The sequence below is a fragment of the uncultured Acetobacteroides sp. genome (assembly GCF_963667355.2).
Taxonomy (GTDB): domain Bacteria; phylum Bacteroidota; class Bacteroidia; order Bacteroidales; family ZOR0009; genus Acetobacteroides.
The window spans coordinates 2592221-2616412 of record NZ_OY763328.2; the positions used below are offsets into that span (position 1 = coordinate 2592221).

General features: G+C 49.9%; 18 protein-coding genes. 12 read left to right on the forward strand and 6 right to left on the reverse strand.

The features are described 5' to 3' along the window. Window positions 1-90: 90 nt before the first annotated feature. Both ACHZA1_RS10725 and ACHZA1_RS10730 read right to left on the reverse strand, forming a co-directional pair. Entirely contained in the window at window positions 91-840 is a 750-nt protein-coding gene (locus tag ACHZA1_RS10725) for a DUF6261 family protein (protein WP_320051877.1), read from the reverse strand. A 462-nt stretch (window positions 841-1302) separates the two neighbouring features. Continuing rightward, complete coding sequence (locus ACHZA1_RS10730) at window positions 1303-2298, reverse strand: metallophosphoesterase family protein (RefSeq protein WP_320051878.1); 996 nt, start codon at window positions 2296-2298, stop codon at window positions 1303-1305. 203 nt (window positions 2299-2501) lie between these two features. Here ACHZA1_RS10730 and ACHZA1_RS10735 point away from each other — a divergent pair, with 203 nt between their 5' ends. The 4 genes from ACHZA1_RS10735 to ACHZA1_RS10750 all read left to right on the forward strand — a co-directional run bounded on the left by ACHZA1_RS10735 (window position 2502) and on the right by ACHZA1_RS10750 (window position 6937). Further along, the gene (locus tag ACHZA1_RS10735; protein WP_320051879.1) at window positions 2502-4478 is read left to right on the forward strand and encodes a GAF domain-containing protein; all 1977 of its coding nucleotides are present in this window, start codon (window positions 2502-2504) and stop codon (window positions 4476-4478) included. A 454-nt stretch (window positions 4479-4932) separates the two neighbouring features. Further along, a complete protein-coding gene (locus tag ACHZA1_RS10740; protein ID WP_320051880.1) occupies window positions 4933-6132 on the forward strand; it encodes a 3-oxoacyl-[acyl-carrier-protein] synthase III C-terminal domain-containing protein in 1200 nt (399 codons plus the stop codon). 2 nt (window positions 6133-6134) lie between these two features. After that, a complete protein-coding gene (locus ACHZA1_RS10745; RefSeq protein WP_320051881.1) occupies window positions 6135-6512 on the forward strand; it encodes a hypothetical protein in 378 nt (125 codons plus the stop codon). Between the two features lie 47 nt (window positions 6513-6559). After that, entirely contained in the window at window positions 6560-6937 is a 378-nt protein-coding gene (locus ACHZA1_RS10750) for a hypothetical protein (protein ID WP_320051882.1), read from the forward strand. Window positions 6938-7129: 192 nt separating this feature from the next. Here the strand turns inward: ACHZA1_RS10750 and ACHZA1_RS10755 are convergent, their stop codons facing one another. After that, window positions 7130-9079: a DUF3857 domain-containing protein gene (locus ACHZA1_RS10755; RefSeq protein ID WP_320051883.1), complete on the reverse strand. Its 1950-nt coding sequence runs from the start codon at window positions 9077-9079 to the stop codon at window positions 7130-7132. 38 nt (window positions 9080-9117) lie between these two features. Further along, window positions 9118-10986 carry a DUF3857 domain-containing protein gene (locus ACHZA1_RS10760; protein WP_320051884.1) on the reverse strand — a complete coding sequence of 623 codons (1869 nt, stop codon included), beginning with the start codon at window positions 10984-10986 and terminating at the stop codon, window positions 9118-9120. Between the two features lie 272 nt (window positions 10987-11258). On the opposite strand from ACHZA1_RS10760, the gene queG reads away from it, so the two are divergent. The 8 genes from queG (at window position 11259) to ACHZA1_RS10800 (ending at window position 20905) form a co-directional block, all read left to right on the forward strand. Then, entirely contained in the window at window positions 11259-12209 is a 951-nt protein-coding gene (gene queG / locus ACHZA1_RS10765; protein WP_320051885.1) for a tRNA epoxyqueuosine(34) reductase QueG, read from the forward strand. A gap of 11 nt (window positions 12210-12220) precedes the next feature. Beyond that, complete coding sequence (locus ACHZA1_RS10770; protein ID WP_320051886.1) at window positions 12221-13213, forward strand: GSCFA domain-containing protein; 993 nt, start codon at window positions 12221-12223, stop codon at window positions 13211-13213. 52 nt (window positions 13214-13265) lie between these two features. Continuing rightward, complete coding sequence (locus ACHZA1_RS10775; RefSeq protein ID WP_320051887.1) at window positions 13266-13586, forward strand: hypothetical protein; 321 nt, start codon at window positions 13266-13268, stop codon at window positions 13584-13586. 159 nt (window positions 13587-13745) lie between these two features. After that, on the forward strand, window positions 13746-15164 hold the full coding sequence (locus ACHZA1_RS10780) for a sialate O-acetylesterase (protein ID WP_320051888.1): 1419 nt from the start codon (window positions 13746-13748) through the stop codon (window positions 15162-15164). A gap of 59 nt (window positions 15165-15223) precedes the next feature. Further along, window positions 15224-16330 (forward strand): SGNH/GDSL hydrolase family protein, encoded by a 1107-nt coding sequence (locus ACHZA1_RS10785; RefSeq protein WP_320051889.1) that lies wholly within the window; start codon window positions 15224-15226, stop codon window positions 16328-16330. A gap of 150 nt (window positions 16331-16480) precedes the next feature. Then, a complete protein-coding gene (locus ACHZA1_RS10790; protein ID WP_320051890.1) occupies window positions 16481-18727 on the forward strand; it encodes a glycoside hydrolase family 3 N-terminal domain-containing protein in 2247 nt (748 codons plus the stop codon). 443 nt (window positions 18728-19170) lie between these two features. Further along, complete coding sequence (locus tag ACHZA1_RS10795; protein ID WP_320051892.1) at window positions 19171-19365, forward strand: hypothetical protein; 195 nt, start codon at window positions 19171-19173, stop codon at window positions 19363-19365. A gap of 616 nt (window positions 19366-19981) precedes the next feature. Beyond that, complete coding sequence (locus ACHZA1_RS10800; RefSeq protein WP_321426966.1) at window positions 19982-20905, forward strand: hypothetical protein; 924 nt, start codon at window positions 19982-19984, stop codon at window positions 20903-20905. Between the two features lie 704 nt (window positions 20906-21609). Here ACHZA1_RS10800 and ACHZA1_RS10805 read toward each other — a convergent pair. Together ACHZA1_RS10805 and ACHZA1_RS10810 are read right to left on the reverse strand one after the other, a co-directional pair. Continuing rightward, window positions 21610-22497, reverse strand: coding sequence for an AraC family transcriptional regulator (locus ACHZA1_RS10805; protein WP_320051894.1), 888 nt, complete (start codon window positions 22495-22497; stop codon window positions 21610-21612). Window positions 22498-22737: 240 nt separating this feature from the next. Then, on the reverse strand, window positions 22738-23859 hold the full coding sequence (locus ACHZA1_RS10810) for a glycosyl hydrolase (RefSeq protein ID WP_320051895.1): 1122 nt from the start codon (window positions 23857-23859) through the stop codon (window positions 22738-22740). Between the last annotated feature and the right edge of the window lie 333 nt (window positions 23860-24192).

Below are 24192 nucleotides of genomic sequence, written 5' to 3' on the forward strand. Positions count from 1 at the left end.
CTTTTGCTATATGCTAGTAGCCCCGCCATTGCTGGCGGGGCTACCTTTCTTAAAAAACTAGTAATTAACAATTACGGGCCTTCACAGGCGCTAAGAGCTTTTCTTGGGATCCTTGCGCTCCTTGGCGGCAAGGGTTTCGCGGGTGCGAACCACGGCCATGGTTTTTTCGATCTCCAGGTTCACCTTGTCGATGATGGCAAGATACTCGGGCTTCTCCTCCACGTTGTAGAGGTCCTCGATGAGCTCCATGATGGCCGAGCATTGGCTCTTCGCCATCTTGGAGATCTCGTAGGCCGAGGCCTCGAGCTTCTCGTCCGCCATTACGTTGTTTCGATAGCCGTATGCCGACTCAAACTCCTGCTGGTTGGCCCAAACTTTGCCCCATTCTGCAGTGGCCTTGAGTAGCGTAAGCGCTTCGACGTAGCGGCTGTTGGTGGTAAAGAGCACGTTTAGCCCGTGGATGGCCGTTGTCGTATCTTTAAGCCCCATGCGGTAGATGCTGCCCGCATCCTTCAATGCCTTTAGGATGAGGTTGGCCGCTGTAATCTCCTTTTCGTCATCGCTCTTCTTGAAGTACTCGACAAAGTGCTGAAACCGGGATATGCTCGTCTCGCGCTTGGCATTCGACGACTTTACAACCTTTGTTTGCTCCTCGAAGCTACCGCTATTCGTTGCGGCTTCTAGGGCAACCATCGTTTTGGCCATCTCTTCGAGCATCTTTTTTAGCTTTGCACTAATCGTGGTGCAAGCATTGATGATGGGTAGAATAAGGGTTAGAAATGCGAATAGCTCGCCAATGCGTAAATTTTGAAGCGTAAGCGTCTTAAATTTAGCTTTCATATGAATCAATTTTTGGTTAATGCTTAAAAATACGAAAGATTCTATATATTATAAAATATTTTGTTAAATATTTTTTGAGGAGTCGTTGTTTTATTCATGATATCAGCCTTTAGAGGCTTTGCAGGGCATCCCAGTTCGCGGGATTGTCCATTGCTGCAGCAACATCGCATCCCAGCTCGCGGGATTATCCATTGCTGGAGCAATATCGTATCCCAGCATTTGGGATTAAACGTTGCTACAGCAATGGCGCATCCCAGCATTGGGGATTGAGCGTTGCTACAGCAATAGCGTATCCCAGCGCTTGGGATCGTCTGTTGTTGTTGAGATGGCTTTTCCCGAAGGGAGAGGTGACATTCGCTTCGTCATCATAAAACAAAAAGGTACCGAGGGGCCACCTTTTTATATTTCATCAAAACGAATGGGGATACTGGGGAATGGGGAAACCTCTACTATTGGATGGAGCTACTTCTTTGTGTAATCCGTTGGGAAAACGGTTTCCTGCTCCACCTTACCATCTCGTAGGCGAATCCATGTATGGATGGTGCGCTTGTCCTCGGTGAGCTCTATCACGCGTGCTCCGTTGGAGAGATGGTTATAAACGGTATTTCCGCCCGAGAAGCGGCCGTAGGCTAGCAGGATGCTGTACCAGTTCACCGCAAAGTCGTTGTCGTGATCGTGCCCCACGAAGATGCCCATCACATCGCCCTGCTCCATCATGGCGGCAAAGAGGCCGCTATTGAGCGCGGGGGCGCACACCTTTTCGTTGTGTATGCCGTATAGCGTTGTATTCTGGCTGGCGGCCGCCTCAGCGAACTCGGGGAGCGGGATGTGGAAGAAGGCCAGCGAGGGAAGCGGCTTGTGATCGTTTCGGCGGGCATACCTCTTGCTGGTATTTATGTACCACTGCAGCTGATCGAGGCGGATATGGTCGTATCCATCAACCCCCTGCGGCTTGAGCTGGGTGTACGCCTGAGAGTCGAAGCAGTAGAGCGCAGCGGCATCCCTCACTCCATCGGCGCTTTTTACCGAAAGGGCGCAGTTCCCCTCGCCGCTGATGCCTCTCTGGGTGGATACGATGCAGTAGGGGATTCCCTGGACAACCTGTAGCAGCTCGGCATTGTTGGCACCCTGCTCATGGTCGTGGTTGCCGAAGGTGAGCGCAAAGGGGATTTTAAAGCTGGAGACGAATTGCAGCACGCTGCGCATGTTGTCGGTTGCGGGGGAGCTGTAGATGATATCGCCGGTAAGCATGATTAGGTCGGGCTTCTCGGCCTCCACCACATTTCGGATGCACGCAAAGGCTGAATCCGAGCGGTGATCCTGCCACTTAATGTGCAGGTCGGTGAGCTGAACAATCTTGAACTTTCGGCTGGCGCCGAACCTTAGTTCGGGCTGCTGCGCCAGGGTTGGCGTAAGGGCCGCCAGAAGCAGCAGCAGTGGGAGGAGGCGCTTGATCATGGGCTATAGGTGTAATGGTTCTTGGTGATCGAAAGCAAATCTACACAATTCTTTTTAGCGCATATCCGACCAGCCTGCAAAATCAGCTTTGGAGTGCGTAATATCTTAAACTATGTTGATGAACAGCTAGCTATGCCCCTGCATCCTTGGGGGGAATTGCTACTTTTGCATCCCCTTTTAGGTATTATTTTAAATCGTAGGTTATGTTAGAAAAGTTAAGGAAGTACTACCAGCGCTGCAGCATTCGGCAGAAAATTAGCATCTCGGTGATCGGGGCTGTTGGCGGCGTTCTATTGCTGGTGATGCCGGTGGTGCTTATCCGGGTTCAGCAGATTGTTATCGGGTATGCCGAGCAAAATGTGGTGTCAATAGGCCAGGAGAATGCAGCCCAGACGAGCGGCTCGCTCAACGAGAAGCTGGGAGTCCTTAAGGGGATGGCCCGCGGCCTAGAGAGCCTCTCGGGCATGGGGTCCAGCAGATTCGAGAGCTACCGAAAAGTGATCGACCGCACCGTCAAGGAGGATACGGCGGTATACGCCATGTGGTATATCGAAGATGCCAGCCAGGGAGACTCCTCCACGGTGAACAAGTATATTGCCGGAGGTAATACCGGCGCCAATTTGGCCAGTACAGCCAAGCTGCTCGATAAGGTAGAGCGGGAGGCTGGCTACCAGGAGGCTCGCCAGAGCCGCGAGGTCGCCATCAGCGATCCAATTACCATTGACGGCACAACGGTCATTGGCATTACCGTGCCCATTGGGAGCGGAACGTCCATCGGAGCCGTTGGCCTTCTGATCAAGGAGGAGTTCTTCGTACGTATCGTGCGCAAAGCGATGGGCTCCGATGATGTTGCCTGCAAAATCATCTCCAGCAACGGCTTCGTCGTAGCCCACCCCACCAAGACCGTCATAGGAACTAAGCTGAACGAGGGCGAGCAAACCGAGGAGATCCTGGATGCAATAAAAAATGGCCGCCTGCACACCAGCTACTCCTACTCGGCCACCTTTGGCGAGGAGGCATACAAGGTTTACGCCTCGGCCAATTTCGCGGGAGCCAAGTCCAGCTGGTCGTTCTGCACCATGGTGCCCAAGAGCACCTTTACCCATAGCACAAATATGGTGGCGCTGCTGCTGCTGGTGCTAATGGTGGTGGGGTTTGGCGTGCTGGTTGTTGTCATCAGCAGCATCGCCAGAGCCATCTCTAGGCCCATTGTTGAGGCATCCACCGAGCTGAAACTCATTGCAGAGGGCCGGCTCTCGGAGGTGAAGGAGATCCACGTTAACGCCCAGGACGAGATAGGCACCATGGTCAGCGGCCTTAACGACCTTGCCTCGGGGCTAAAGCACCTCGCCTACTTTGCCCACGAGGTGGGAACGGGCAATCTGGATGCCGACATAACGGCAAAGAGCGATGATGATGCCATTGGGAAGGCGATGGTGGAGATGAAGCAGAACCTTATTGCGGCTAAGTCTGCCGAGGAAGAGCGCAAGCGTATCGATGAAATTCAAAGCTGGAAGGTGGCAGGTAACGCCCGCATCCACGAAGCCATTCGCAAGGAGAACACCTCCATCAAGCAGCTCTGCGATGCCGTTCTTCAGGAGATTGTCAGCTACTCGAACTTCATTCAAGGCGGCTTGTTCGTTGTCGATGGCGAGCAGGAGGGCGGAAGGTTCGTAGAGTTGGTCTCGTGCATCGCCTATAACCGAAGGAAGATGATGGACAAGCGCATATCCGTTGAGGAGGGGATGGTTGGCCGCTGCATCTACGAGAAGGCCCCCATCATTCTTACCGAAATACCCCAGGATTACCTGTCGATCTCCTCCGGTCTGGGCGATCGCAGGCCCGACTTCCTGGCGCTCATCCCGCTTATCCACAACGAGGAGGTGATTGGCGTGATGGAACTATCCTCCTTCGGGGAAAAGGAGCCCCATGTAATGGAGTACCTCGATAAGGCCGCCGAAGCCCTTGCCTCGGCCGTTGCCAACGTTAATATCAACGAGCGAACCCAGCGATTGCTCGACCAAAGCAAGCAATACTCCGAGGAGATGGCTGCCCAGGAGGAGGAGCTACGCCAGAACATGGAGGAGATGCAGGCCGCCCAGGAGGAGATGCATCGCAAAACTGAGGATTACGAGGAAATGATAAGCCAGCTAAAGGCTGAGCTTGATAGAAGAGATTGAGTAGGGGTGGGGGATTCTAAGGATGACGTGCTGACGGATTGAGGAGGAGGAATCTCCCGATAACCTTGCTCGATATTGGGCTGTTGCAGATGTGCAGCAGCCCTTTTTTTTCGCAAAATATACTATGCTTTTACTCTTCGAAGGTGTGTTGACCACAAATGCAGCCTGCCAGCTCGGAGGTTATGTTTAGGGAAATTTGATTTTTTAATATGTATTCTGTATTACGAAAAATTAGCATAACTTAAATTTACAGAGCAACAAGAAAATCTACAAGTTAGGCCGATTTTTGGCATTCCAGAGATGGTGAATATTGTCTCAACCCTCGATTTTATTGGGATTGCTCGAAATTGAGGCTATAAAAGTTATATCTTCGCAACGCTTTCGAACAACAGGCTGAAAGTTTTGACTGTTTTAAATAGAATTAAATTATTTACTCTTAATATTGGCTGAACGAATGAAAAAAGCAGCATTGGTAAGTCTTGCTGGCTATTTACCTGGTACCGATCTACTAGAAAGACAGGCAAAAAAGTTAGGAGATTACTTAAGAGATAATACTCTTTTGAAGAAGGAGTATATCGCGATGATAGAAGGGGAGCAAAAGCTTCCTGGGTACGTAGAAACCAATTACGATGGCTGGATCAGCCAGCCATGGTACGACGCTTGGTTGCAGCAGCTGCCCGAAAAGAAGCGTAGCAATCCCTTTCAAGGGGCTGAAGAGCGCCGCCGAGTTCCAATGGACCCAACCTCTGTGAGGACGTCAACTCACCCACATCCGATGTTGCCCTCCGATGCCGAAACCATTGCTGGTGCTATGGCATTGCTGAAGTGGGGCAAGCCAAAGGAGGAGATCGACCTAGTGCTGGTGCACTCGCAGGTGCAGGATAGGCCGCTTCCCTCCAACGCCTCGCTGGTGCAGCACAAGTTGCAGCTTACCAACGCCGGAGCCTACACCGTAGACTCGTGCTGCTCCACCTTTGTAACAATGGTAGAGGTGGCATCGGCGCTCGTAAACGCTGGGGTGAAGAAGAACGTGCTGGTGGTAAACAGCATCCTCGACTCTATGATTAACGACAAGAGCACCTACTACAGCATTTGTACTGGTGACGCTGCCTGCGCTGCCGTAATTACGGCAGTTGAAGGAGAGTACGGGTACGAAGGCTCCTTCTCGCTGAGCCGTGGCGAGCTGCACGATGGAATCGTGTTCCACCACCGTTCGCCTATGCTTCATGCGGATGTTTCTTGTCAGCCTTCCTACGCGCAGGACTTTGTTACCTTCATGAATCCTGAGGCGTGCCGTACGATTGGCGCCAAGGCTACCGAATATTTGGAGTATGCTGTTGAGCAACTCGAGAAAAAGACCAGAATCACCCGTTCGCAGGCGCAGTTCCTGGTAACCCACCAGCCTGTGGGTTGGGCTCCTCTTGCTTGGCGCGACTCGCTAGGGTTTACTCCTAGCCAGCATCTGTGCACCTACGAAAAGTACGGTAACATTGCCACCTGTAGCGTGCCCACCAACCTGCTCCTCTCCATCGAGCGGGGGATGGTGAAAGCCGGGCAGCGTGTGCTAATGGCCTCATCGGGTGCTGGCGAAAATCACATAGCCCTCTACGAAACGCTCTCTCCAGAGTTGGAGAAGAACGTCCTTGACTTCTAGCCATGCAGATGGTTTTCGAGACGGAGTTCTACACGCTCTACCACGATGCCGATCGGGCAATCTTGCTGCAGCAGTGGCGTGGCGGATGCCCGTCGGAGGTATTTCGGGCTACCCACACCAAGTCGCTACGGTACTTTGAGGAGAGTGGCTGCCGGCACGTGGTGAGCGATATCCGGCTGGCGCCTCCGCTGCCTCCTGCCGATGCTCGGTGGGCCGCAGAGGAGATTCTTGGCAGCTACCAGCAGGCTGGGTTAGAGTGCCTGAGGGTAGTGCGCCCCCTTGCCGCTCAAACGCGGCAGATTGCCGATAATTTGGGCTGCTACGGCATGTCAGTTGTAGTGTACGATAGCCTCGATGAGGCATTAGATAGCATTAAATAGACTTCAAGGCTGAAGTTGAAATTAGTATTTTAAATTTTTTTTGAAAAATGGAGACACTATTGGATTTACGCTGCGTAACCATTACGTACGTTCCCGAGAAGAAGTGCTTAGTACAAACTTGGAAGGCATTTTGCTCTACCGAAGAGTACCAAAGCGTACAGGAGAAGAGCGTTGAATTTATTATTGCCAAGGGATGCAAGTACTTTATTAGCGACACTACCAATGCGGGCTTGCTGAAAAAGGAAGCGACCGACTGGGCAACCGAGGTGATCGTGCCCAAGCTTAAGGCGGCAGGCATCAACCACTTGGACATCGTGCTTCCTCAGAGCGCCTTTACCAAGATGACCATCAGCAACCTGGAAAAGGACTTGAGCGACTACATGAGATACTACAACTCATACGTCAGCGCAATTAACGCCATCTAAAATCCCGTCGCTGGGGCGGGCGGCTTTTCCCTGGTGCTACCCTTCACCTGAGAGTTCACCTCATGGAGGGTTGCCTAGCAAGATAAGTAAAGCCCTGCCGTTGCTGGCAGGGCTATTTTTTTGAGGTATTGGTGCCGTTACGGCTTCTTCTTGGCGGCAAGTCTTGCGGGCCTTCACCACCGGCATGGTGGTTTAAATCTTCTGGAGTATTATTTTCTCGCTAAACTTATCTACCAATATCTTAAAGAATGCCTTTAAGTCGGAATACTCCTCTACTGGATAGATATCCTTTTTAAAGGTATAGGCTCCACTTATGCGTACCGAACCATCTTCCTGCTGCTCGACTCTATAGGACAGGTTTGCAATGGGGTTGTCGATGGTGAGATCCTCGGGCTTCGCCATTAGCTTGTACCCTTCGGGAATAACAATGGTGGAGAAGAAGCGCTTGGTGCTTCGGTAGGCCATATCAACGGGGCAGCTCCTGGTGTCTTGCTTTAGGGGATTGGTGATGATTGCATTGCAGAAAGGATTTACAACAAGCTTATCCTCTATTCGGTCTGTGCCTATGGTTGCGCTATAGGCCAGCTCGAAGGGCTTGTCGACCTGATAGAGATTCTTCTGCCTTAACGAGTCGGTAGTAACAATATTTCCTGTGATTTTGGCCTTATAATCGGCGTAGCTGCTGGCGTACTGGCTTCGGCTATCGACGGCATCGTAGCCGGTGGCAATAATTCGGTGCATCAGTAGGGAGCTATCCTTATCGGCCATTGGGTTTATGGTGATGATGTGCAGCGTGGACGATCCCGAAGCGCCAGTAAGCTTAGCCCACTCCGGTTTCTTCTTATTGGCAACGAGGCCCTTGTCGCTGATGCAGCGTATGGGTAGCTGGGCAAAGTCGCAGAGCGGGTCGGTGGCATCTAGCAGCACCGGCTGCTTGTTGATGTTGGCGAGCACGATTACGCTGTTGAAGAACTGCTCGAAGGGGTAGTCGAGCTTCAGCTTTCCATGCTCGCGCGTGCTGATGAGCACGGGGTATGCCTCTATGCCAGCAGCCTTGAGCATCCCCGCTAGGAAGAGGTTGATGTCTGCCGAGTTTCCCGTTTTGCTTAGCAGGAATTCCTTGACGCTTTTACTTGCAAACTTATCGTTATGCCCGTTCCAGCTATAGGTTCTTTTTACGTACTGGTTAATTTGTCTGGCGAGGCCTACCTGTGAAGTATCGCTCCCCCCAATACTGCCGAATAGGGTCTTGGCCTTATCTTGGCTATTGCTCAAATACCTGCCAAAGCTCTCCACCCTGTAGATATCCTCTACCAGCTTATCCCAGGTAGCCATAACTTTCCTCTCGATGCCTTCGTCGTTGACAATGCCAACGAGCTGAAAGTCGATTTTGATGAGGTAGTCGTCTACGGAGGCAACGAACGCCTCGTCGCGGAAGGCGGGTACATCGCGCATGGCAAACTCGTACACCATCTCGTTGTAGTCTACCCCAATACTTTTTTGGTCGGCGTAGCTTTTAAAGCTATCTGGTTTGGGGGCACCTTGGAAGATGTAGGTGTAGTTGTAGTTGGGTGTTATTCGGGTGGTATATTCGCTGTATACTACCGGAATTCGCTGCTGAAACTTCCAGCCGCGTAGGTTGAAGAGGAATGGACTCCTAACCGTATAGGCAACTTCGATTACGGAGCCCACCTTTACATCGGGCATGGCAAATACCCGCTGCGACCAGTACTTATTAATCTTCTCGACATACGAATTCTCTGGATTCAGCGCTGTGGTGCGCAGCTTCTCATTCTCGAAGTTGTAGGTGTTCCCCTTTACCTCCTCGATGCACTCCGAACCTTGGTCATCTGCATAGTAGGGTATGGCTAGCTGTGCCCACTTAATGCCCGCCTTGCTCAGCACCTTAATCTTCATTCGGCGCTCGAAGATGATGTTTAGCCCCCTATCGTTAAAGAGGAAGTGAGAGCTGCCGATGTCGTGGAGAACAACCGCTTCGGCCGAGGGATCCTTGGCGTAGCTCTTCATCTCGAACTCTTCCTTGGTATGACGGCCAAATTCGTAGGCCGAATCTTGGGCGCGAGTGCCTGCGCATAGGCAACCCAGCAGTAAGCCTATTACAATGCCTTTACTTATTTTCATGGTATAATGATGTGGTAGTTATTTTCATAGATGGTTGGTTAGGCGGTAGGCTTTAGTACAATTGCCCGCTTCTCGGCCTCCTTAACCGCCTGGATGAAGCCGTAGAAGTCGGGGTATTCCTCCAGCCTGTAGGCGGCGGAGTGGAGCACAAGCCTTTTTGCAACCATAAGCACCCCGTTTGCATACTTAAAGGTTAGCTCGTAGCTGCCAAACCGGCTTTTCATGCTCACGGCATCGAGGTTCGATGTTACGCGGTATCCCTGCGGAAGCGTATACACGAGCGTATCGGCGTTGCAGATGGGATATGGGATCTCTACGGGTAGGCAGCGCTTGCTTATGGGCGCAAAGTAGGGTATTCGGCTTGGCTGCAGGCCAATGTAGAAGTCGTTGGCTATTGGCTTAAGCATTTTGGAGATGCTTAGCGATGCCTGCAGCTCGATACGGGCAGTATCGCGGTGCATCTTTTGGAGCTTCCACTGCTCGAGCTCGTAATTGCTAAAGGGTATGTACTCGCGGATGAATCGATCCTGCTCATTGGCATTAAGTTCGGTATCCAAGCTGCTGAATAGCTCGAAATCGCGTCCTCTAAGGGAGTAGCTTATGGTGGCCCGAGCATTACCATCGGCTTGCAGGTCAAACTTCATTCTTCGAGAGGTGGCGTTGTCGCCAATTTTCATGGCAGGTACTCTTACTATTCGGCTATTGCTCTCGCATACCAGCAGGGCTTCTCTGTTTTGGGTAAAGGTGCCTATGTATCCCAGCGGATTCACCTTACTGGTGGCTTCAACCCATATCGTATCTTGCCCGTTGGGTACTGCAACTATTGCATGGTTAAACTGCGGCCCAACATAATCCTTAATCAGCTCGTGCGGCTGATCTCCGGCCATTACCAGCACGTAGTACGAGTCGATACCCACGCACTTTAGCATTGCCCTCATGTAGTTGGATAGCGCCTTACAGTCGCCGTACTTATTCTGGGCCACGTACGAGGCGGGATAAGGCTTCATGCCTCCAATGCCTATGGATACGTTAATGTATCGGGTATTATCCTGGAGGTAATGGTACAGAATCCTTACGATTTCTCGCCTATCCGTTATACCTTGGGTGAGATGGGCGAGGTTCACCCTTTCATCCTCCGGAAGCACATCTAACCCTTTTAGGAGGTTGCTTTGCCAATCGCCGTACGAGGCCCAATTGCGGGTGCTGCCTTCTACTCCATAGTAAAACTGTATTGGGGCTACCATAACGCAGGGGAGAAATGCATCGAGAGGTTTGGCGAACGCCTCCTCTTTCAGAATTTTGGGGTAGGCGGCGCTCCATTCGTATACGATTTCCTGCTTGGTGGAGTCAACCCTGCATGATGCGATATTAGCGGCATACTTTCTTAGAGGAATAGTCTTCGGAGCGATAACCCTTAGTCTCGCGCTACGCGTGGGTACCATAGTGTTGATAATGGGAGTCCAATTGGTAACTTGAATAAAGCTTTTGCAGCTTGTTTTGTAGGTGTATGCGATCCGGTAGGGATAGGTGCTATGCCTTAGCTGAAACTCCTTTACGAAATCGTCTTCGTAGAGCGAGATATCCGAGATGGCGCTTCTGTCCGTTATTTCGTTGCTCTTCAGCGATCTTACTTTGCTCCCGTTACGGTCAATAATCCAGGCATCAATATCCGATACCTTGTAATCCTTCGAGTAGGGGATTGCTACATGTGTATATTCTTCTCCGTTGCGGTTGTTGATTTGAATGGTTACAGTGTCAATCTGCGACATCCTACCTGTTTCAACCCTGCAAGTCCGATTATACTTGATGACTTCCGCATCGAAGGCCTGCGAATTTGCCCGATTGCTTGAAATAAAGAGGAGAAAGAATAGCAGCACGTATGGCTTTAGGTACAACCTTACATTCATAGGTAATTAAGTCTTTTTGTAGGAGTAGATACAATACTTAAGCACGATCGACACCGAAATAATGCAGGTTGAAAATAGTGTTGCATCCTCAATTTTGTACTATTCAGATACCTTTCATGGAGCACAAAGGGCCAGCATGCGCACATTGCGGCTCTTTTGCTGCTACAAAAATAGCATTTGATTTACTTTAACAAAAGTCGAGCATGGATGGGGCTCGTTATGGCTGTTGGGCAATGCTCAACAAACGTCTCAAAATCCCTACCTTTGTACCTATGGACGCATCCAACCCCATATCGCTATCGCACACCATCCGTACCCTAGCCGCAGGCTTGGGCTTCGACGCGGTGGGCTTTGCCCGTGCCCAAAGGCTCGATCAGGAGGCTGATCACCTACGCGCATGGCTCGATGCGGGCCACCATGCCGACATGGCGTGGATGGAGGGGCACTTCGACAAGCGGGTAGACCCTACGCTGCTGGTGGACGGTGCCAAGTCGGTGGTGGTGGTGCTCCTGAGCTACAAACCAGCCCAGGTGCAGCTCGCAGATCTGCCGCAGATCGCCAAGTACGCCTACGGCGACGACTACCACGATGTGATCAAGGGTAAGCTTTGGGATTTGTTGGCACAAATCAAGGAGGTGGTGCCCGAAGCCGATGGCCGTCCGTTTGTCGATTCGGCGCCCGTGCTCGAGCGTGCCTGGGCCGAGCGTGCCGGCTTGGGCTGGATTGGCAGGAGCTCGCTGCTGATTAATCGACAGCTGGGCTCGCTTACCTTTATCGGCACGCTGATGCTCAATCAGGAGCTGGAGTATGGCACCCCCGTTCGTCCATCGTGCGGGGCGTGCACGCGCTGCATCGATGCCTGCCCCACGGGGGCCATCGTAGCGCCAATGGTGGTAGATGCCCACCGCTGCATCTCGTACCAAACCATAGAGAATAGGGGCGAGATTCCCGACAGCATAAAGGAGGTCATGGGCAGCCGCATCTTTGGGTGCGACGCCTGCCTCGACGCCTGTCCTTGGAACGCGAGGGTTGCCCCACATCGGCATCCCGAACTCACACCCCGCGAGGCCATCCTCACCTACACCACCGAGCAGTGGCAGCAGGTAGACGAGGCGCACTTCTCGGCCATCTTTCGCCGATCGGCGGTGAAGCGCACTAAGCTAGGTGGCTTTAGGCGCAACCTGGCGGTGATGCTCCGAAACGAAAGTAAAAAGAATGAGTAAACGCTACTAATATGTCGATTCTAGATATCAACAGCTACCAAACCGAGGTGGCGCTGCCCTGCTTCGAGGCGCGCATGGGCTACACGCACCCGTTTATGATGATGGGCTCGTGCTTTGCCACCAACGTGGGCGAGCGGCTGGTCAGGCTTAAGCTGCCCGTTATGGTTAACCCCTTTGGGGTGATCTACAACCCGCTGTCGGTGGCCTCCAGCATTAAGAAGCTGGTGGATGGCACACCGCTTACCCCCGACGACCTCTTCGAGCAGAACGGCGTATGGAACAGCTACTCGCACCATTCCTCGTTCTCGGCTGTGGATAAGGAAGGGTGCTTGGCCAAGATCAACCAGGCGGTGGCCTCGGGGGCCATCATGCTGCGCGAGTCGTCGCACCTTACCATCACGCTCGGCACCTCGTGGGCCTACCGGCTGAAGGCCATCGGCGAGGTGGTGGCCAACTGCCACAAGACGAAGGCCGCCGAGTTCGACCGCTTTTTTGTTGAGGTGAATCACTCCGTCGAGGCGTTATCGGAGGCTATTGCTGCCGCGCGAAGCATCAACCCAGCGCTCAAGGTTGTCCTTACCGTTAGCCCTATTCGCCACGTTAAGGATGGGCTGGTGGAGAACCAGCGGAGCAAGGCATCGCTCGTTGTTGCCTGCCACAGCCTCTGCGCGCAGCTGCCTGGGGTAAGCTACTTCCCCTCCTACGAGATCGTGATGGACGAGCTGCGCGACTACCGCTTCTACGCCGAGGACATGGTGCACCCTTCGAGCCTAGCGGTGGATATCATCTTTAAGAAATTCGTGCATTCGGCGGTCAATCGTCTTTCTGTTGAGGCCATGGAGGAGGTCGATCGGATTGTCCGTGCGGTGGAGCACATCCCCTTTAATGCCCACGGCAGCGAATACCGCAAGTTCTGCGCCTCGATGGCCGCCAAGGCCGAGAAATTGCAGCAAAAGTACTCCTTCCTCGACTTGACGGAAGAGCTAGAGTTCTTTAGCCGGTAGTAAGGGCGGATCTTTTTTACTATACTTGCACTACCAATCGTAAAATAAGCAAATGGCTAAGAAAGCAGCAAAGGACGCTGGCAGCGAATTTATATGCCCATCGTGTAAGGCCGAGGTGAAGCCCACCTTTGGAACCATTACCGGCATCGCACCGCAAAAGTGCAAGTGCGGTAAGTATTTGGTGATATACATGTGGTTTGCTGCTATTGTTTGGGGGGCATGCATTGCTGTTTGGTACGGCATCTTCCTCCTCTCCGGAGTTGTCCTACCGCTTATTGTTCAAATCATACTCCTTCCTGTCTGGGCCTTTTTCGGATACCGTCTGTTGCGCAAGGTGGTGTTCCGTTTCGTTAAGGCTAAGGAGATGAAGTAGCCATCAAGGCCTTATTTGCTATTCGTTGATTTACGTTGATTCCTGTCTGAAAATGTGGTGCTTGACAGAATTGTACTGATGAATGACAAAAAGGTATCTTTTCTCCCTTCGAAATGGTCTTAGATTTGTGTGTTGTGAAATCCGCAATACCTTTAGAAAATGCGCAAAACATTTTTACTTCTATCGCTATTCGTAACAACCTTTTTTGCAGCTTCTGCAAAGGTTAAGCTCCCTGCGCTGGTAGGAAGCAACATGGTACTTCAGCAAAAGGCCGACGTTAGGGTGTGGGGCGAGGCATCGCCAGGCGCCAAGGTTACCATCTCGGCAACCTGGAGCAAGCAAAAGTGGAATGCTGCTGCCGACAAGAATGGCAGCTGGAGCACCTTTATTAAGACCCCATCCGCCGGAGGCCCATACGACATAACCGTTAGCGATGGGCAGCCAACCGTACTTACCAATGTGCTTATAGGAGAGGTTTGGGTATGCTCGGGGCAGTCGAACATGGACATGCCGCTTAATGGCTACTGGAATCTTCCGATTAAGGGCTCGAATGATGTTATCGCCAATAGCGTTCAGAATAAAGCAATCCGATTATTTAATGTAAAGCACGACTTTTCGGCAGCGCCCAAGCCCGATTGCGGGGGCGAGTGGCAGGAGAGCAAGCCTAACTCGGTGGCATGGTTTAGTGCAACGGGGTACAACTTTGGTTTGTACTTGAACAAGGCGCTTAACGTGCCTGTCGGTCTTATATCTAGCTGCTGGGGAGGCTCTTTTGTGGAGGCCTGGATGGATAAGGAGACCTTAAGCCAGTATAAGGACGTAGACTATACCGCTATCGAGAAGGAGAGCGTTAAGCCCGAGTCGAAGCCAACGGTTTTGTTCAACGCCATGATTAATCCGCTCACCTCATATACCATTAAGGGGGTGATTTGGTATCAGGGAGAATCGAACACCTTTAATAATAGCACCTACAAGGAGAAGTTTTCGTCAATGATTTCGCTGTGGCGTAAGCAGTGGAAGCAGGGCGATTTCCCATTCTTCTATGTAGAAATTGCGCCATACAATTATGGCACTCCGCTAGAAGGTGCTTTAATTCGCGAAGCACAGTACAAGGTGATGTCGATGCTTCCGAACGTGGGCATGGCAAGCACCAACGATCTTGTTCCCGAATACGATAAGGACAACATACATCCGAACGACAAACCATCGGTAGGGAAGCGTCTTGCTTACTGGGCGCTGGCGAAGTGTTACGGCTATGAGGACGGTTTGGCCTATATGGGCCCATCCTATAAGTCGATGGAGGTAAACGGAAGTAAGGTGACCCTTACCTTTAACGGTGCTGAGCATGGTTTTGGGGTAGAGGGCGATATCGTAGGCTTTGAGGTTGCCGGAAATGATAGGGTTTTCCATTCTGTAAAGGCTTCGATCCTCGCAACCGATCGTAAGATCCTTTTAGAATCTGCCGAAGTGTCCAGCCCAGTAGCAGTTCGCTACTGCTTTAAGAACTACTCGCACGGAAATCTCTACAACCTACGAGGACTACCCGTTATTCCTTTTAGAACAGACGACTGGAAGTAGGATTAGCAGCATGCAACGCCTGCGCGTTGATGCCTCGGCCTTACGAAATACACTTGAAGATGAAAAAACTAGCACTAGCTACGCTGCTTTTTGCAGCATTAGGATTGGAGCATGGCTACGGCTACGCCGCTGCGCAATCGGATAAGGAGGTGGTAAAGGCCGACAGTAAGGCTATCCGCTACGTTGGCCGCATAAAGCGCTTGCCCGATGGCGCGGTGAGCTTCGACTGGAGCGGAATTTACCTGCAAACCCTCTTTACGGGCAACTCCATAGCCATGAACGCTTCGGATACGAAGTATAACGAGTTTAATGTCTTTATTGACGGCAAGCTGGTGCGCAAGGTCGACGTAAAAGGGGCCGCAACTACCATTACCCTTGCCGATAGCCTTGGCTTTGGTCAGCATAAGCTGCTGCTGCAAAAGCGAACAGAGGGAATGGAGGGCCGAACCACCATCTACAGCTTTGTGCTCGATAAGAGCGCGCAGCTTTTCGAATGCTACGATGCGCCTAAGCGCCACATCGAGTTCGTGGGCAACTCTATCACCTGTGGATACGGTACCGAGAGTAACGATGTGAACCTGCCCTACAATCCAAGGGTGGAGAACAGCTATAAAGCCTTTGGGCCCATTCTGGCCCGCTACTTTGATGCCGACTATACGCTGATTTCGCACTCGGGACAGGGAGCTGCTAAGAATTGGGACGATAAGAAACCCGTGTCGGACTACACAATGCGCGAGCGTTTCCTTCAGCTCTTTGACGAAGATAAGGAACCCTACAAGTTCGATCAGTATCATCCAGATCTTGTGATGATAGGACTGGGTACCAACGACTATTCGCGCGATCCTAAACCTTCGAAGGAGCAATTCCTTGATTCTTACAAGAAAATAGTAAAAAGCATCCGCGAGAAGTACGGGAATGTACCCGTGATATGTGTTGCCCCTTTGGGTGGCGATGCGGTTAAGGAGTATCTAAAGGATATGGTTGATAAGGCTGGCGATAGCAACCTGCATTTTGTTGCACTTGATAACAGCTATATCGATCAGGGGCAAGATTTAGGAGCCTCGTATCACCCCAACTACAACGGGCATCGTAAAATGGCGATGTCGCTCATCCCCTATATCTCTAAGGTGATGAAGTGGACAATGCCGTTAAGGGTGGTTGAGTAGTATTCTCCCGTTTACAACCCACAGGCGGGCTCTAAGCTGAGGCCGATGGGTAGGCGCTGCAATATGAGTAGCGATAGCAATGGGCGAGTGGATGCAGCCTTAACGCACGCACTACAGATAATTAGATGAATTAGTAAACACTAGAACAAGATGATAGTAAGATTTCTTTCTTTGCTGATGTTTGTTTCTATAATGCAACTAGATATGGCGAATGCACAGAATAACCGCGCTGATACCGAAGCGCAAATTGCTAAAAAGGTAAAGGCATTACTTGCCAAGATGACGCTCGATGAAAAGATTGGGCAGATGAACCAGGTGAACGGCAATGGAGCGGCTACTGGTCCCGTTAAGGCCAATCCGAACGATGTTGATTTGATAAAGAAGGGGCTGGTAGGCTCCATGCTTAACGTGAACGGATCGGCTAACGCCTACGCACTTCAGAAGATAGCCGTGGAACAAAGCCGTTTGGGTATTCCGCTCATCATCGGATTCGATGTAATACATGGTTACAAGACTATATTCCCTATTCCACTTGGTGATGCGGCCAGCTTCGACCTATCTTCAATAGAAAATGGTGCAAGAGTTGCGGCCACCGAGGCTTCGGTAGCGGGTGTAAGCTGGACATTTGCCCCTATGATGGATATTGCTCGCGATGCCCGTTGGGGGAGAATCATGGAGGGAGCAGGCGAAGACCCCTACTATGGTTCGCTGGTTGCTGCCGCCCGCGTGAAAGGCTTTCAGGGCAAGGATCTTGCCGATAAGCACTCCATTGCTGCTTGCGCCAAGCACTTTGCAGCCTATGGTGGTGCAGAGGCGGGCCGCGACTACAACACGGTAGATATCTCCGACCGAACATTATTCGAGGTGTACCTGCGCCCATTTAAGGCGGCTGCCGATGCAGGCGTTTGCACCTTCATGAACTCGTTTAACGACCTCGGAGGTGTTCCTGCAACCGGTAATACCCTGCTGGTGAAGCAAACATTAAAGAATTCTTGGAAGTTTAAAGGATTTGTTGTTTCCGATTGGGACTCTATCGGCGAGATGGTTATTCATGGATCAGCCGAAGATAAGAAGGATGCCGTTTACCAAGGCATCAGCAACCAGTGCGATATGGATATGTGCACCAATGGCTATGTTACCGAGCTAAAAGGCCTGGTTGACGAAGGAAAAGTTTCTGTTAGCCAGATTGATGATGCTGTTGCCCGAATTCTAACGGTGAAGTATCGCCTTGGACTTTTTGATAACCCCTATAAAAACTGTGATACGGAACTTGAAGCGAAGCTTACCATGCAGCCTTCGTTTCTGGAAGCTGCTCGAGATGCTGCTCGCAAGTCGTTTGTGTTGCTGAAGAATAGTAACGGGGTTCTTCCGTTGGATGGAAGATATAAGAACATTGCTCTGATAGGGCCTCTTGCCGATTCGAAAAAGGATATGCTTGGTACATGGACGGGTATGGGCGATGCAAAAGATGCTGTTACCGTTTTTACAGGGCTTAAGGAGCAGCTACCTGCAGGTGCTACCCTTACCTACGCTAAGGGATGCGGTTTCCTAGGTGATGATGTTTCGGGCTTTGAGGAGGCCATTAGTGCAGCAAAGAATGCCGATGTGGTAGTAATGACTATCGGCGAGGCTGGAAATATGAGCGGCGAGGGATTGTCGCGTACTGATTTAATTATTCCTAGGAAGCAGGTGGAGCTGCTGAATGAAATCGCGAAGCTAGGAAAGCCTGTTGTTGCGGTTACTTTTAGCGGGCGTCCATTGGCGCTTGGCAGCATTATTGAGAAGGCTAATGCCATTCTACAAGTTTGGTTCCCTGGTACAATGGCTGGTCCAGCTGTTGCCGACGTGCTTTACGGCAAGTACAACCCTTCGGGTAAGCTTCCGGTGACATTCCCACGTGCTGTAGGGCAGTGTCCTATCTATTATAACCATAAGAGCACGGCGCGCCCTACTGGTGATCCAAGTTATCAGTACTGGTCGCACTATATCGACATGCCGAACACGCCGCTATACCCATTTGGCTATGGGCTAAGTTATACCACCTTCGAGTATTCGGCGGTGAAGCTGAGCAAGCCCGAGATGAAGATGAATGAGGCGCAGGAGGTTGCCGTTACCGTAACCAATATCGGCAAGGTAGCCGGTGAGGAGGTGGTGCAGCTTTATGTGCACGACCTAAAGGGGAGCGTAACGCGTCCGGTAAGGGAGCTGAAGGGGATAAATAAGGTGATGCTTCAGCCTGGAGAAAGCCGTGAGGTGAAGTTTACCCTTAAGGCCAACGATCTTGCCTTTTACACCCGCGATATGAGCTTTAAGGCAGAGCCTGGCGACTTTAAGGTGTTTGTGGGAGGCAATTCGGATACCGCCAACGAGGCTTCGTTTAAGCTGATGGAGAAGTAGCCGTTAGCTGCTTAGCCGATAAATTTATAGCGAGGTGCTATGCCGATATGTTTTCGGTGTAGCACCTCTTCTCTTTTGGCTAGGATTGGCGTGGCGATGATTTGGAGGGCAGATGAATTGCTGATGCCAATGGAATAAGTAGGAATGGTGCTTAGTATATATGCGAAGACAAGGCAAATAGTAGTGATGGTACTCGTTTAGGTGGAAAAGACATGTATTTAAATAGTAATGATGCTTATTCAGATAGCTAATACAGCCGATTTTATAGTGATGATTTTTGTTCAACTAATGATGAATGCTAATATGAACGTGTCGGCATGCATTCAAAGCATGTTGGTATGTATTCAGAGAGTATTGGCAGCTATTCAGACGACACTGACATGAATTTATATCGGATTGGCATCTATTCATAAGATATTGGCAGCTATTCAAACGATGTTGACATGAATATTAATCGTGTTGACATTTATTCAGAATGCATTGGCATGTATTCAAAGTATGTTGATATGTATTCAGAAGATATTGGCGACTATTCTAACAATATTGACTTGAGATATAATCGTTTTGGCATTTATTCAGAAGGTATTGGCATGCATTCAAAGCATGTTGGTGTATGTTCAGAAGATATTGGCAGCTGATCAAACGATGTTGATATAAATTTTAATCGTTTTGACATTTATTCAAAGCATATTGGATTGTGTTCAGAGCATATAGACATATATTGGATAGAGAATGGTTTGCAATTAGAGAATGAAGAAATTTATTCAGCTCGAAATGACCTCAAAACAGAAGCCGTGGAATCAGGAAAATTGCTTTTAGTCCAGCTATTTCTATACAGCAAGATGCATGCAATGTGGCTCTAGCTCTACGATGCTGATTATGGATCTTTCTATATTCAACACTCGCACTTATAAAGAACCTATTATTACTACGAACTGAAGTTCGTTAGGACTTTAATTTTATCAGCCTCAAGTGGAACTTAGAGAATTAGATTGGAAGAAGAGAACAACCTCCAATAAGTTGAGTAGATTCTCTAAGAAACGGGCAAACTCATCACTAATATTTACGCTATTTATTATAGAACCAGTATTGAGGTTGCATGATTAAGTTGTGTATTTATTGTAGTAGTTGGTAATTGAGAAAAAATTGGGGAGTGTTTATTAAGAAACAAATCTGCAAGATTGAAAAATAATGAAAATATGCTTAATATTGTTTTATACAGCTAACCAAGACTAGGCCGCTATGAATAAAAAGATGATAAGGAAGCAAGCAATGATCCTAACGATCATCGAATTTCTTAACAACAACCTGGATATTGCAAGCGCTATCCCTAACTTTACAACGGTATTTACTGATTTAAAGAATAATGCTAAAGAAATACAAGCGATTAGGCATAAACAGGGGGCTAGCATAAAAGGGTTAACAGCGGCTAAGGAGGAGATGCGCAAGCAGCTTGCTACTAACACATACGATGTAATTTGCAAGGTTAGGGCGTATGCGGTAACGGGAGGTGATAAGATTCTAGAGAAGGAGGTTTACTATACCCCGTCAGATTTTACCCGGTCTAAGCAATCTAGCATTGCCGATAAGGTAAAGGTGGTACATGCTAGGGCCAGCGAGCACCTAAAGGAGCTAGAGCCCTATGGAATTTCCGAGAAGACGTTGGCCGACTTAAAAGAGCTATCGGAAATGCATGCAGCAGCGATTCCGGAGCTGCGAACTTACATTAGCAGCAACAAGGTGCTAACCAGTAGGCTAGATGCGCTTTTTGAGGAAGCGAGTCGAATCCTGAAAGTTATTGATGTGCTTGTGGATATTGTTAGGCTAAGCCATCCCATCTTCTATCAGGCCTACAGGAATAACCGTAAAATTGTGAATACGGGAGGGGGCACGCTTGCGCTTAAGGTACGCGTTGTTGATGCGAAGAGCGGTGAGTCGCTAAAGGGGGTAACGGCTACCCTTATGCTAAAGAGTGCAGCCGAAGCCAATTCTTTGCAGAAAGGGAAAAAGAAGATTGTGAAGAAGACAGCGGCAATGGGTGGCTTTTTTATAAAGAACCTTACTGAAGGCATCTATTTGGTTTCATTTGATAAGATTGGGTTTGTCTTTCAAACGGTTGAGGTACATGTTGCCGGCAATGAGATGAACGTACTTTTGGTTAAGATGGAGGCGATTTAGCACTACATGCTACCGATACGGCAAAAAGGGTTCCGCATAATGCGGGGCCCTTTTTGGTGGGGGCTATTGGAATTAATGGCATTTAGTTAAGGAAGAAATTTTCCTCGGAGTGTCATCCCGTGCTTGTCACGGAACCAAGCGAAGCGAGCTCAGCGCATCTAATCTAAAGAATAGTCCGAAGGTTGTGCCGAAGCGGAAATCCCGAGAAACGGGAACTTTTTCAGCATCTATTGGATGCTGATTTAACATCAGCTCAGCTTAAGGCGATAATGTTATTGTATATCTCCTCCAGAGAAAAAAGCAGGGGAGCAGAAATGATAGGCTACAAGTCTATTACCGCTACGCGGTATTCTGCTGTTCTAATTTTGTCCGTAGGACATCAAGATTTGTAGTAGGACAAGCATAAGCCGCCTATTTTCTTCGTAGAGGATAAACCTGGTATTGGCTTATGGCAGCCTTTTCGTAAAGTTCGCAACAGATATCGAGCTGACGTTAATTTAGATGCTGGGACAATCCCAGCATGACAGCGCTGATTAAGCGGTGTGCTTAACTAAATAGCATTGCTATTGGATTCCTCTTCAATTCAGAAATCAAGCCCAGAATCCAATTCTAATTGAGCGTTGCGCTTAACCTTGCGACATGGATGAAGAAGGAATGCTTGACGAAAAATGCTTGCTGTATTGCCTTAAGACTGCAGGAAAAGATCAAATAATAATCTTTCGCTTAACGTACTGCTCCCGGAACTCCTGGGGTGTAAAGCTCCGCTTCTTTTTGAAGATACGGTTGAAGTTGGAGAGGTTGTTGAACCCGCTCTTATAGGCAATCTCGGCGATGGTGCAGGTTGGCTCGTCGATTAGGTACCGCGAAGCGGCGCTCACCCGAATCTCGTTGAGGCAATCGATGAAATTTTTCCCCGTGCGCAGCTTAATGAAGCGGCTGAACGAGGCCTCGCTCATGTTTACCATCGAGGCAACATCAATCAGCTTAATGGGTTTCTTGTAGTTCTCCGAGAGGTAGTCCATCACCATCTTAATGCGGCGGCTGTCGTAGTTGTTTATGCCTTTGGCAAAGATGGAGTGTGAGAGCACCTTGGAGTCTTGGGCGCGCGAGAGCTGGTTGAGCAGCCTCAGGAAGATGAGCACGGAGCCGAAACTGTCGGTACTCCTGAGCAGCTCCATGATTACGGGGCGTGCCGAGATAATGGTCTCGCGCGAGAAGGCCAGCCCGTTGCTGCCCTGGTCGAGCATCTTCTTGATGAAGAAGAACTGCTTCTTCTCGATAAATCCGCTCTTGAACAATTCGGGACTAAACTGGATGGTTACCTCGTAGATCTCGTCGGAGGTGCAGGTGTGGTTGAGCCAGGCATGCTCGAGGTTGCTGCCCGAGATAAGCACCAGCTCTAGGTCGTCGATTTCCGAGACGTGATCGCCCACGATGCGCTGCGCACCCTTAGCGTTCTCGATGAAGTTAAGCTCGTACTCCTTGTGGATGTGAATGGGAAAGTTGAAGCTGCTCTTCTTCCTCTCGAAGATGACGAAGCTGTCCCGTTCAGCAATTGGTGGAACCTCGGTTAGGATATCTCTCGTTGCCATGCTCGTGTGTTTTACTGCGAAATCAGTTGGCGAATTTTAAAAAAAAAGCCAAATAATGAACTATTTATCAGGAAAAAGATGGCAAATCGAGCAAATTTGGTAGGCGAAGGTGGTTGCTGCTGGTCTGGGAGCCCCTCGGAGGGGGGTGGACTAAGGACTTTCGGATTTTGGCTGTGATTTCCGAAAGGAAATGGCTGGCATACCTCAAGATGGGGAATTGCCTGAGGTATGCCAGCTTTTTTACTTGTACATCTTCTTTAGGTTGCGGCAGGTGAAGAATGCGCGATCGCGGGTTAGCTTCACAAAGTCGGCCGCCGAGCTATGGCCCGGGTAAGGAGCATAGAAGTGGCCCTTCTTGTTGAAGGCATTGCGCCACAAAAGGACATAGGATATATTTCGGCCCCTAACGCCGGGGGCAAGTACCTGTGTAAACCAGCTGGAGTCGGGAATTGCCTCGTAGCCGGCTTCGGTAATCGCAAAAAGCTTGTTCCGATCCTTTGCTACCTTCTGGGCGATGTCGCTCTTCATCTTGAGGTCGGCGCTAAATATCGTTCCCTTTGGGTCGTTTTCGCGATGGTAGATGTCGAAGCCTACAACATCCACGTAGCCATCGCCAGGATAGCGGTCGAGGAACTCTGCTTCGGAGTAGAAGTCGGCAAGGCAGTAGGCCACCAGCATGTTGTGCGCGCCTTTACCCCTAAGGTAGTCGATGGTGTACCTCCAAAGCGCGACGAAATCCTCCTTAGTGCAAAGCTTTTTGCCCCACCAGAACCAGGAGCCCGATAGCTCGTGGTAGGGGCGGAATACTACCGGAATAAGCTCGCCATTCTTCCCCTTTAAGTTCGTCATGAAGTCGGCAACGCGGTCGAGCCACTGGTTGTAGAGGGTATTCTTTTGGCCGCCAGGCAGAATAGAGGTAACTACCTGGTTAGAGGAGATGTCCCAGGCATCAGAACCGGTAAGCGGATTGCGGGCATGCCAGCTGATGGTGTTAATAGCGCCAGCTTCGTAGCCGCGAATGATGTTTTTTCGCATGGTGGCAAAACTCACGCTGTCGAGGTTAACGCTGGAACCCAATTCGAGGTGCCCCAAGTCCCAACCCATAACGGCGGGATAGCTACCGCATACATCTTTAACGTCGCAGCGGTTGCTGTTATCGTACCAGCCGATGCCGTACGAGAGCGCATCCTGATGGCCAATCATGGTGCCCTTCTTGGCCAGCGTATGCATGTTGCGGATCAGGTTTTGGGTCTTAGTCGTGGCCTTTGTGTCCGATGCTAAATTTGTATTAGCCGCAGTAGCACCGCTTGCGCCTGCTTGTAACGCGAGAAGGAGTATAAACTGTAAATATTGCATTTTCATCGATCTCTTTTTTTCTAGTTTATTTAATGCAAAATTAGTATACGCTAGGATGTTATGGTAATGCTTTTTTAACCAGTTAAGGTACGTTTGGTTGATGATAAATTGACAATGTCCTGTATTATTTTTGCAAATCAACGGCTTCTTTCATGCAAAAATAGTATGATACATCTAAAAAACATGAAGGCTTTTGCAGCGTAACGTACAGGAATACAGCTAAGTCATATTTAACAATTGGTTCTGATGATACAATCTTGACAGGGTACAACCCTTTCCCCTAAATTATTGTAGGTTAACATAGCCTTAACTAAATAATAACTTTGCCCCTAGATTTTA

Bases quoted from the DNA above. Each gene is read 5' to 3' on its own strand.
- ACHZA1_RS10725 (WP_320051877.1), bottom strand. From the start codon at position 840: ATGAAAGCTAAATTTAAGACGCTTACGCTTCAAAATTTACGCATTGGC.
- ACHZA1_RS10730 (WP_320051878.1), bottom strand. From the start codon at position 2,298: ATGATCAAGCGCCTCCTCCCACTGCTGCTGCTTCTGGCGGCCCTTACG.
- ACHZA1_RS10735 (WP_320051879.1), top strand. From the start codon at position 2,502: ATGTTAGAAAAGTTAAGGAAGTACTACCAGCGCTGCAGCATTCGGCAG.
- ACHZA1_RS10740 (WP_320051880.1), top strand. From the start codon at position 4,933: ATGAAAAAAGCAGCATTGGTAAGTCTTGCTGGCTATTTACCTGGTACC.
- ACHZA1_RS10745 (WP_320051881.1), top strand. From the start codon at position 6,135: ATGCAGATGGTTTTCGAGACGGAGTTCTACACGCTCTACCACGATGCC.
- ACHZA1_RS10750 (WP_320051882.1), top strand. From the start codon at position 6,560: ATGGAGACACTATTGGATTTACGCTGCGTAACCATTACGTACGTTCCC.
- ACHZA1_RS10755 (WP_320051883.1), bottom strand. From the start codon at position 9,079: ATGAAAATAAGTAAAGGCATTGTAATAGGCTTACTGCTGGGTTGCCTA.
- ACHZA1_RS10760 (WP_320051884.1), bottom strand. From the start codon at position 10,986: ATGAATGTAAGGTTGTACCTAAAGCCATACGTGCTGCTATTCTTTCTC.
- queG (WP_320051885.1), top strand. From the start codon at position 11,259: ATGGACGCATCCAACCCCATATCGCTATCGCACACCATCCGTACCCTA.
- ACHZA1_RS10770 (WP_320051886.1), top strand. From the start codon at position 12,221: ATGTCGATTCTAGATATCAACAGCTACCAAACCGAGGTGGCGCTGCCC.
- ACHZA1_RS10775 (WP_320051887.1), top strand. From the start codon at position 13,266: ATGGCTAAGAAAGCAGCAAAGGACGCTGGCAGCGAATTTATATGCCCA.
- ACHZA1_RS10780 (WP_320051888.1), top strand. From the start codon at position 13,746: ATGCGCAAAACATTTTTACTTCTATCGCTATTCGTAACAACCTTTTTT.
- ACHZA1_RS10785 (WP_320051889.1), top strand. From the start codon at position 15,224: ATGAAAAAACTAGCACTAGCTACGCTGCTTTTTGCAGCATTAGGATTG.
- ACHZA1_RS10790 (WP_320051890.1), top strand. From the start codon at position 16,481: ATGATAGTAAGATTTCTTTCTTTGCTGATGTTTGTTTCTATAATGCAA.
- ACHZA1_RS10795 (WP_320051892.1), top strand. From the start codon at position 19,171: ATGAATATTAATCGTGTTGACATTTATTCAGAATGCATTGGCATGTAT.
- ACHZA1_RS10800 (WP_321426966.1), top strand. From the start codon at position 19,982: ATGATAAGGAAGCAAGCAATGATCCTAACGATCATCGAATTTCTTAAC.
- ACHZA1_RS10805 (WP_320051894.1), bottom strand. From the start codon at position 22,497: ATGGCAACGAGAGATATCCTAACCGAGGTTCCACCAATTGCTGAACGG.
- ACHZA1_RS10810 (WP_320051895.1), bottom strand. From the start codon at position 23,859: ATGAAAATGCAATATTTACAGTTTATACTCCTTCTCGCGTTACAAGCA.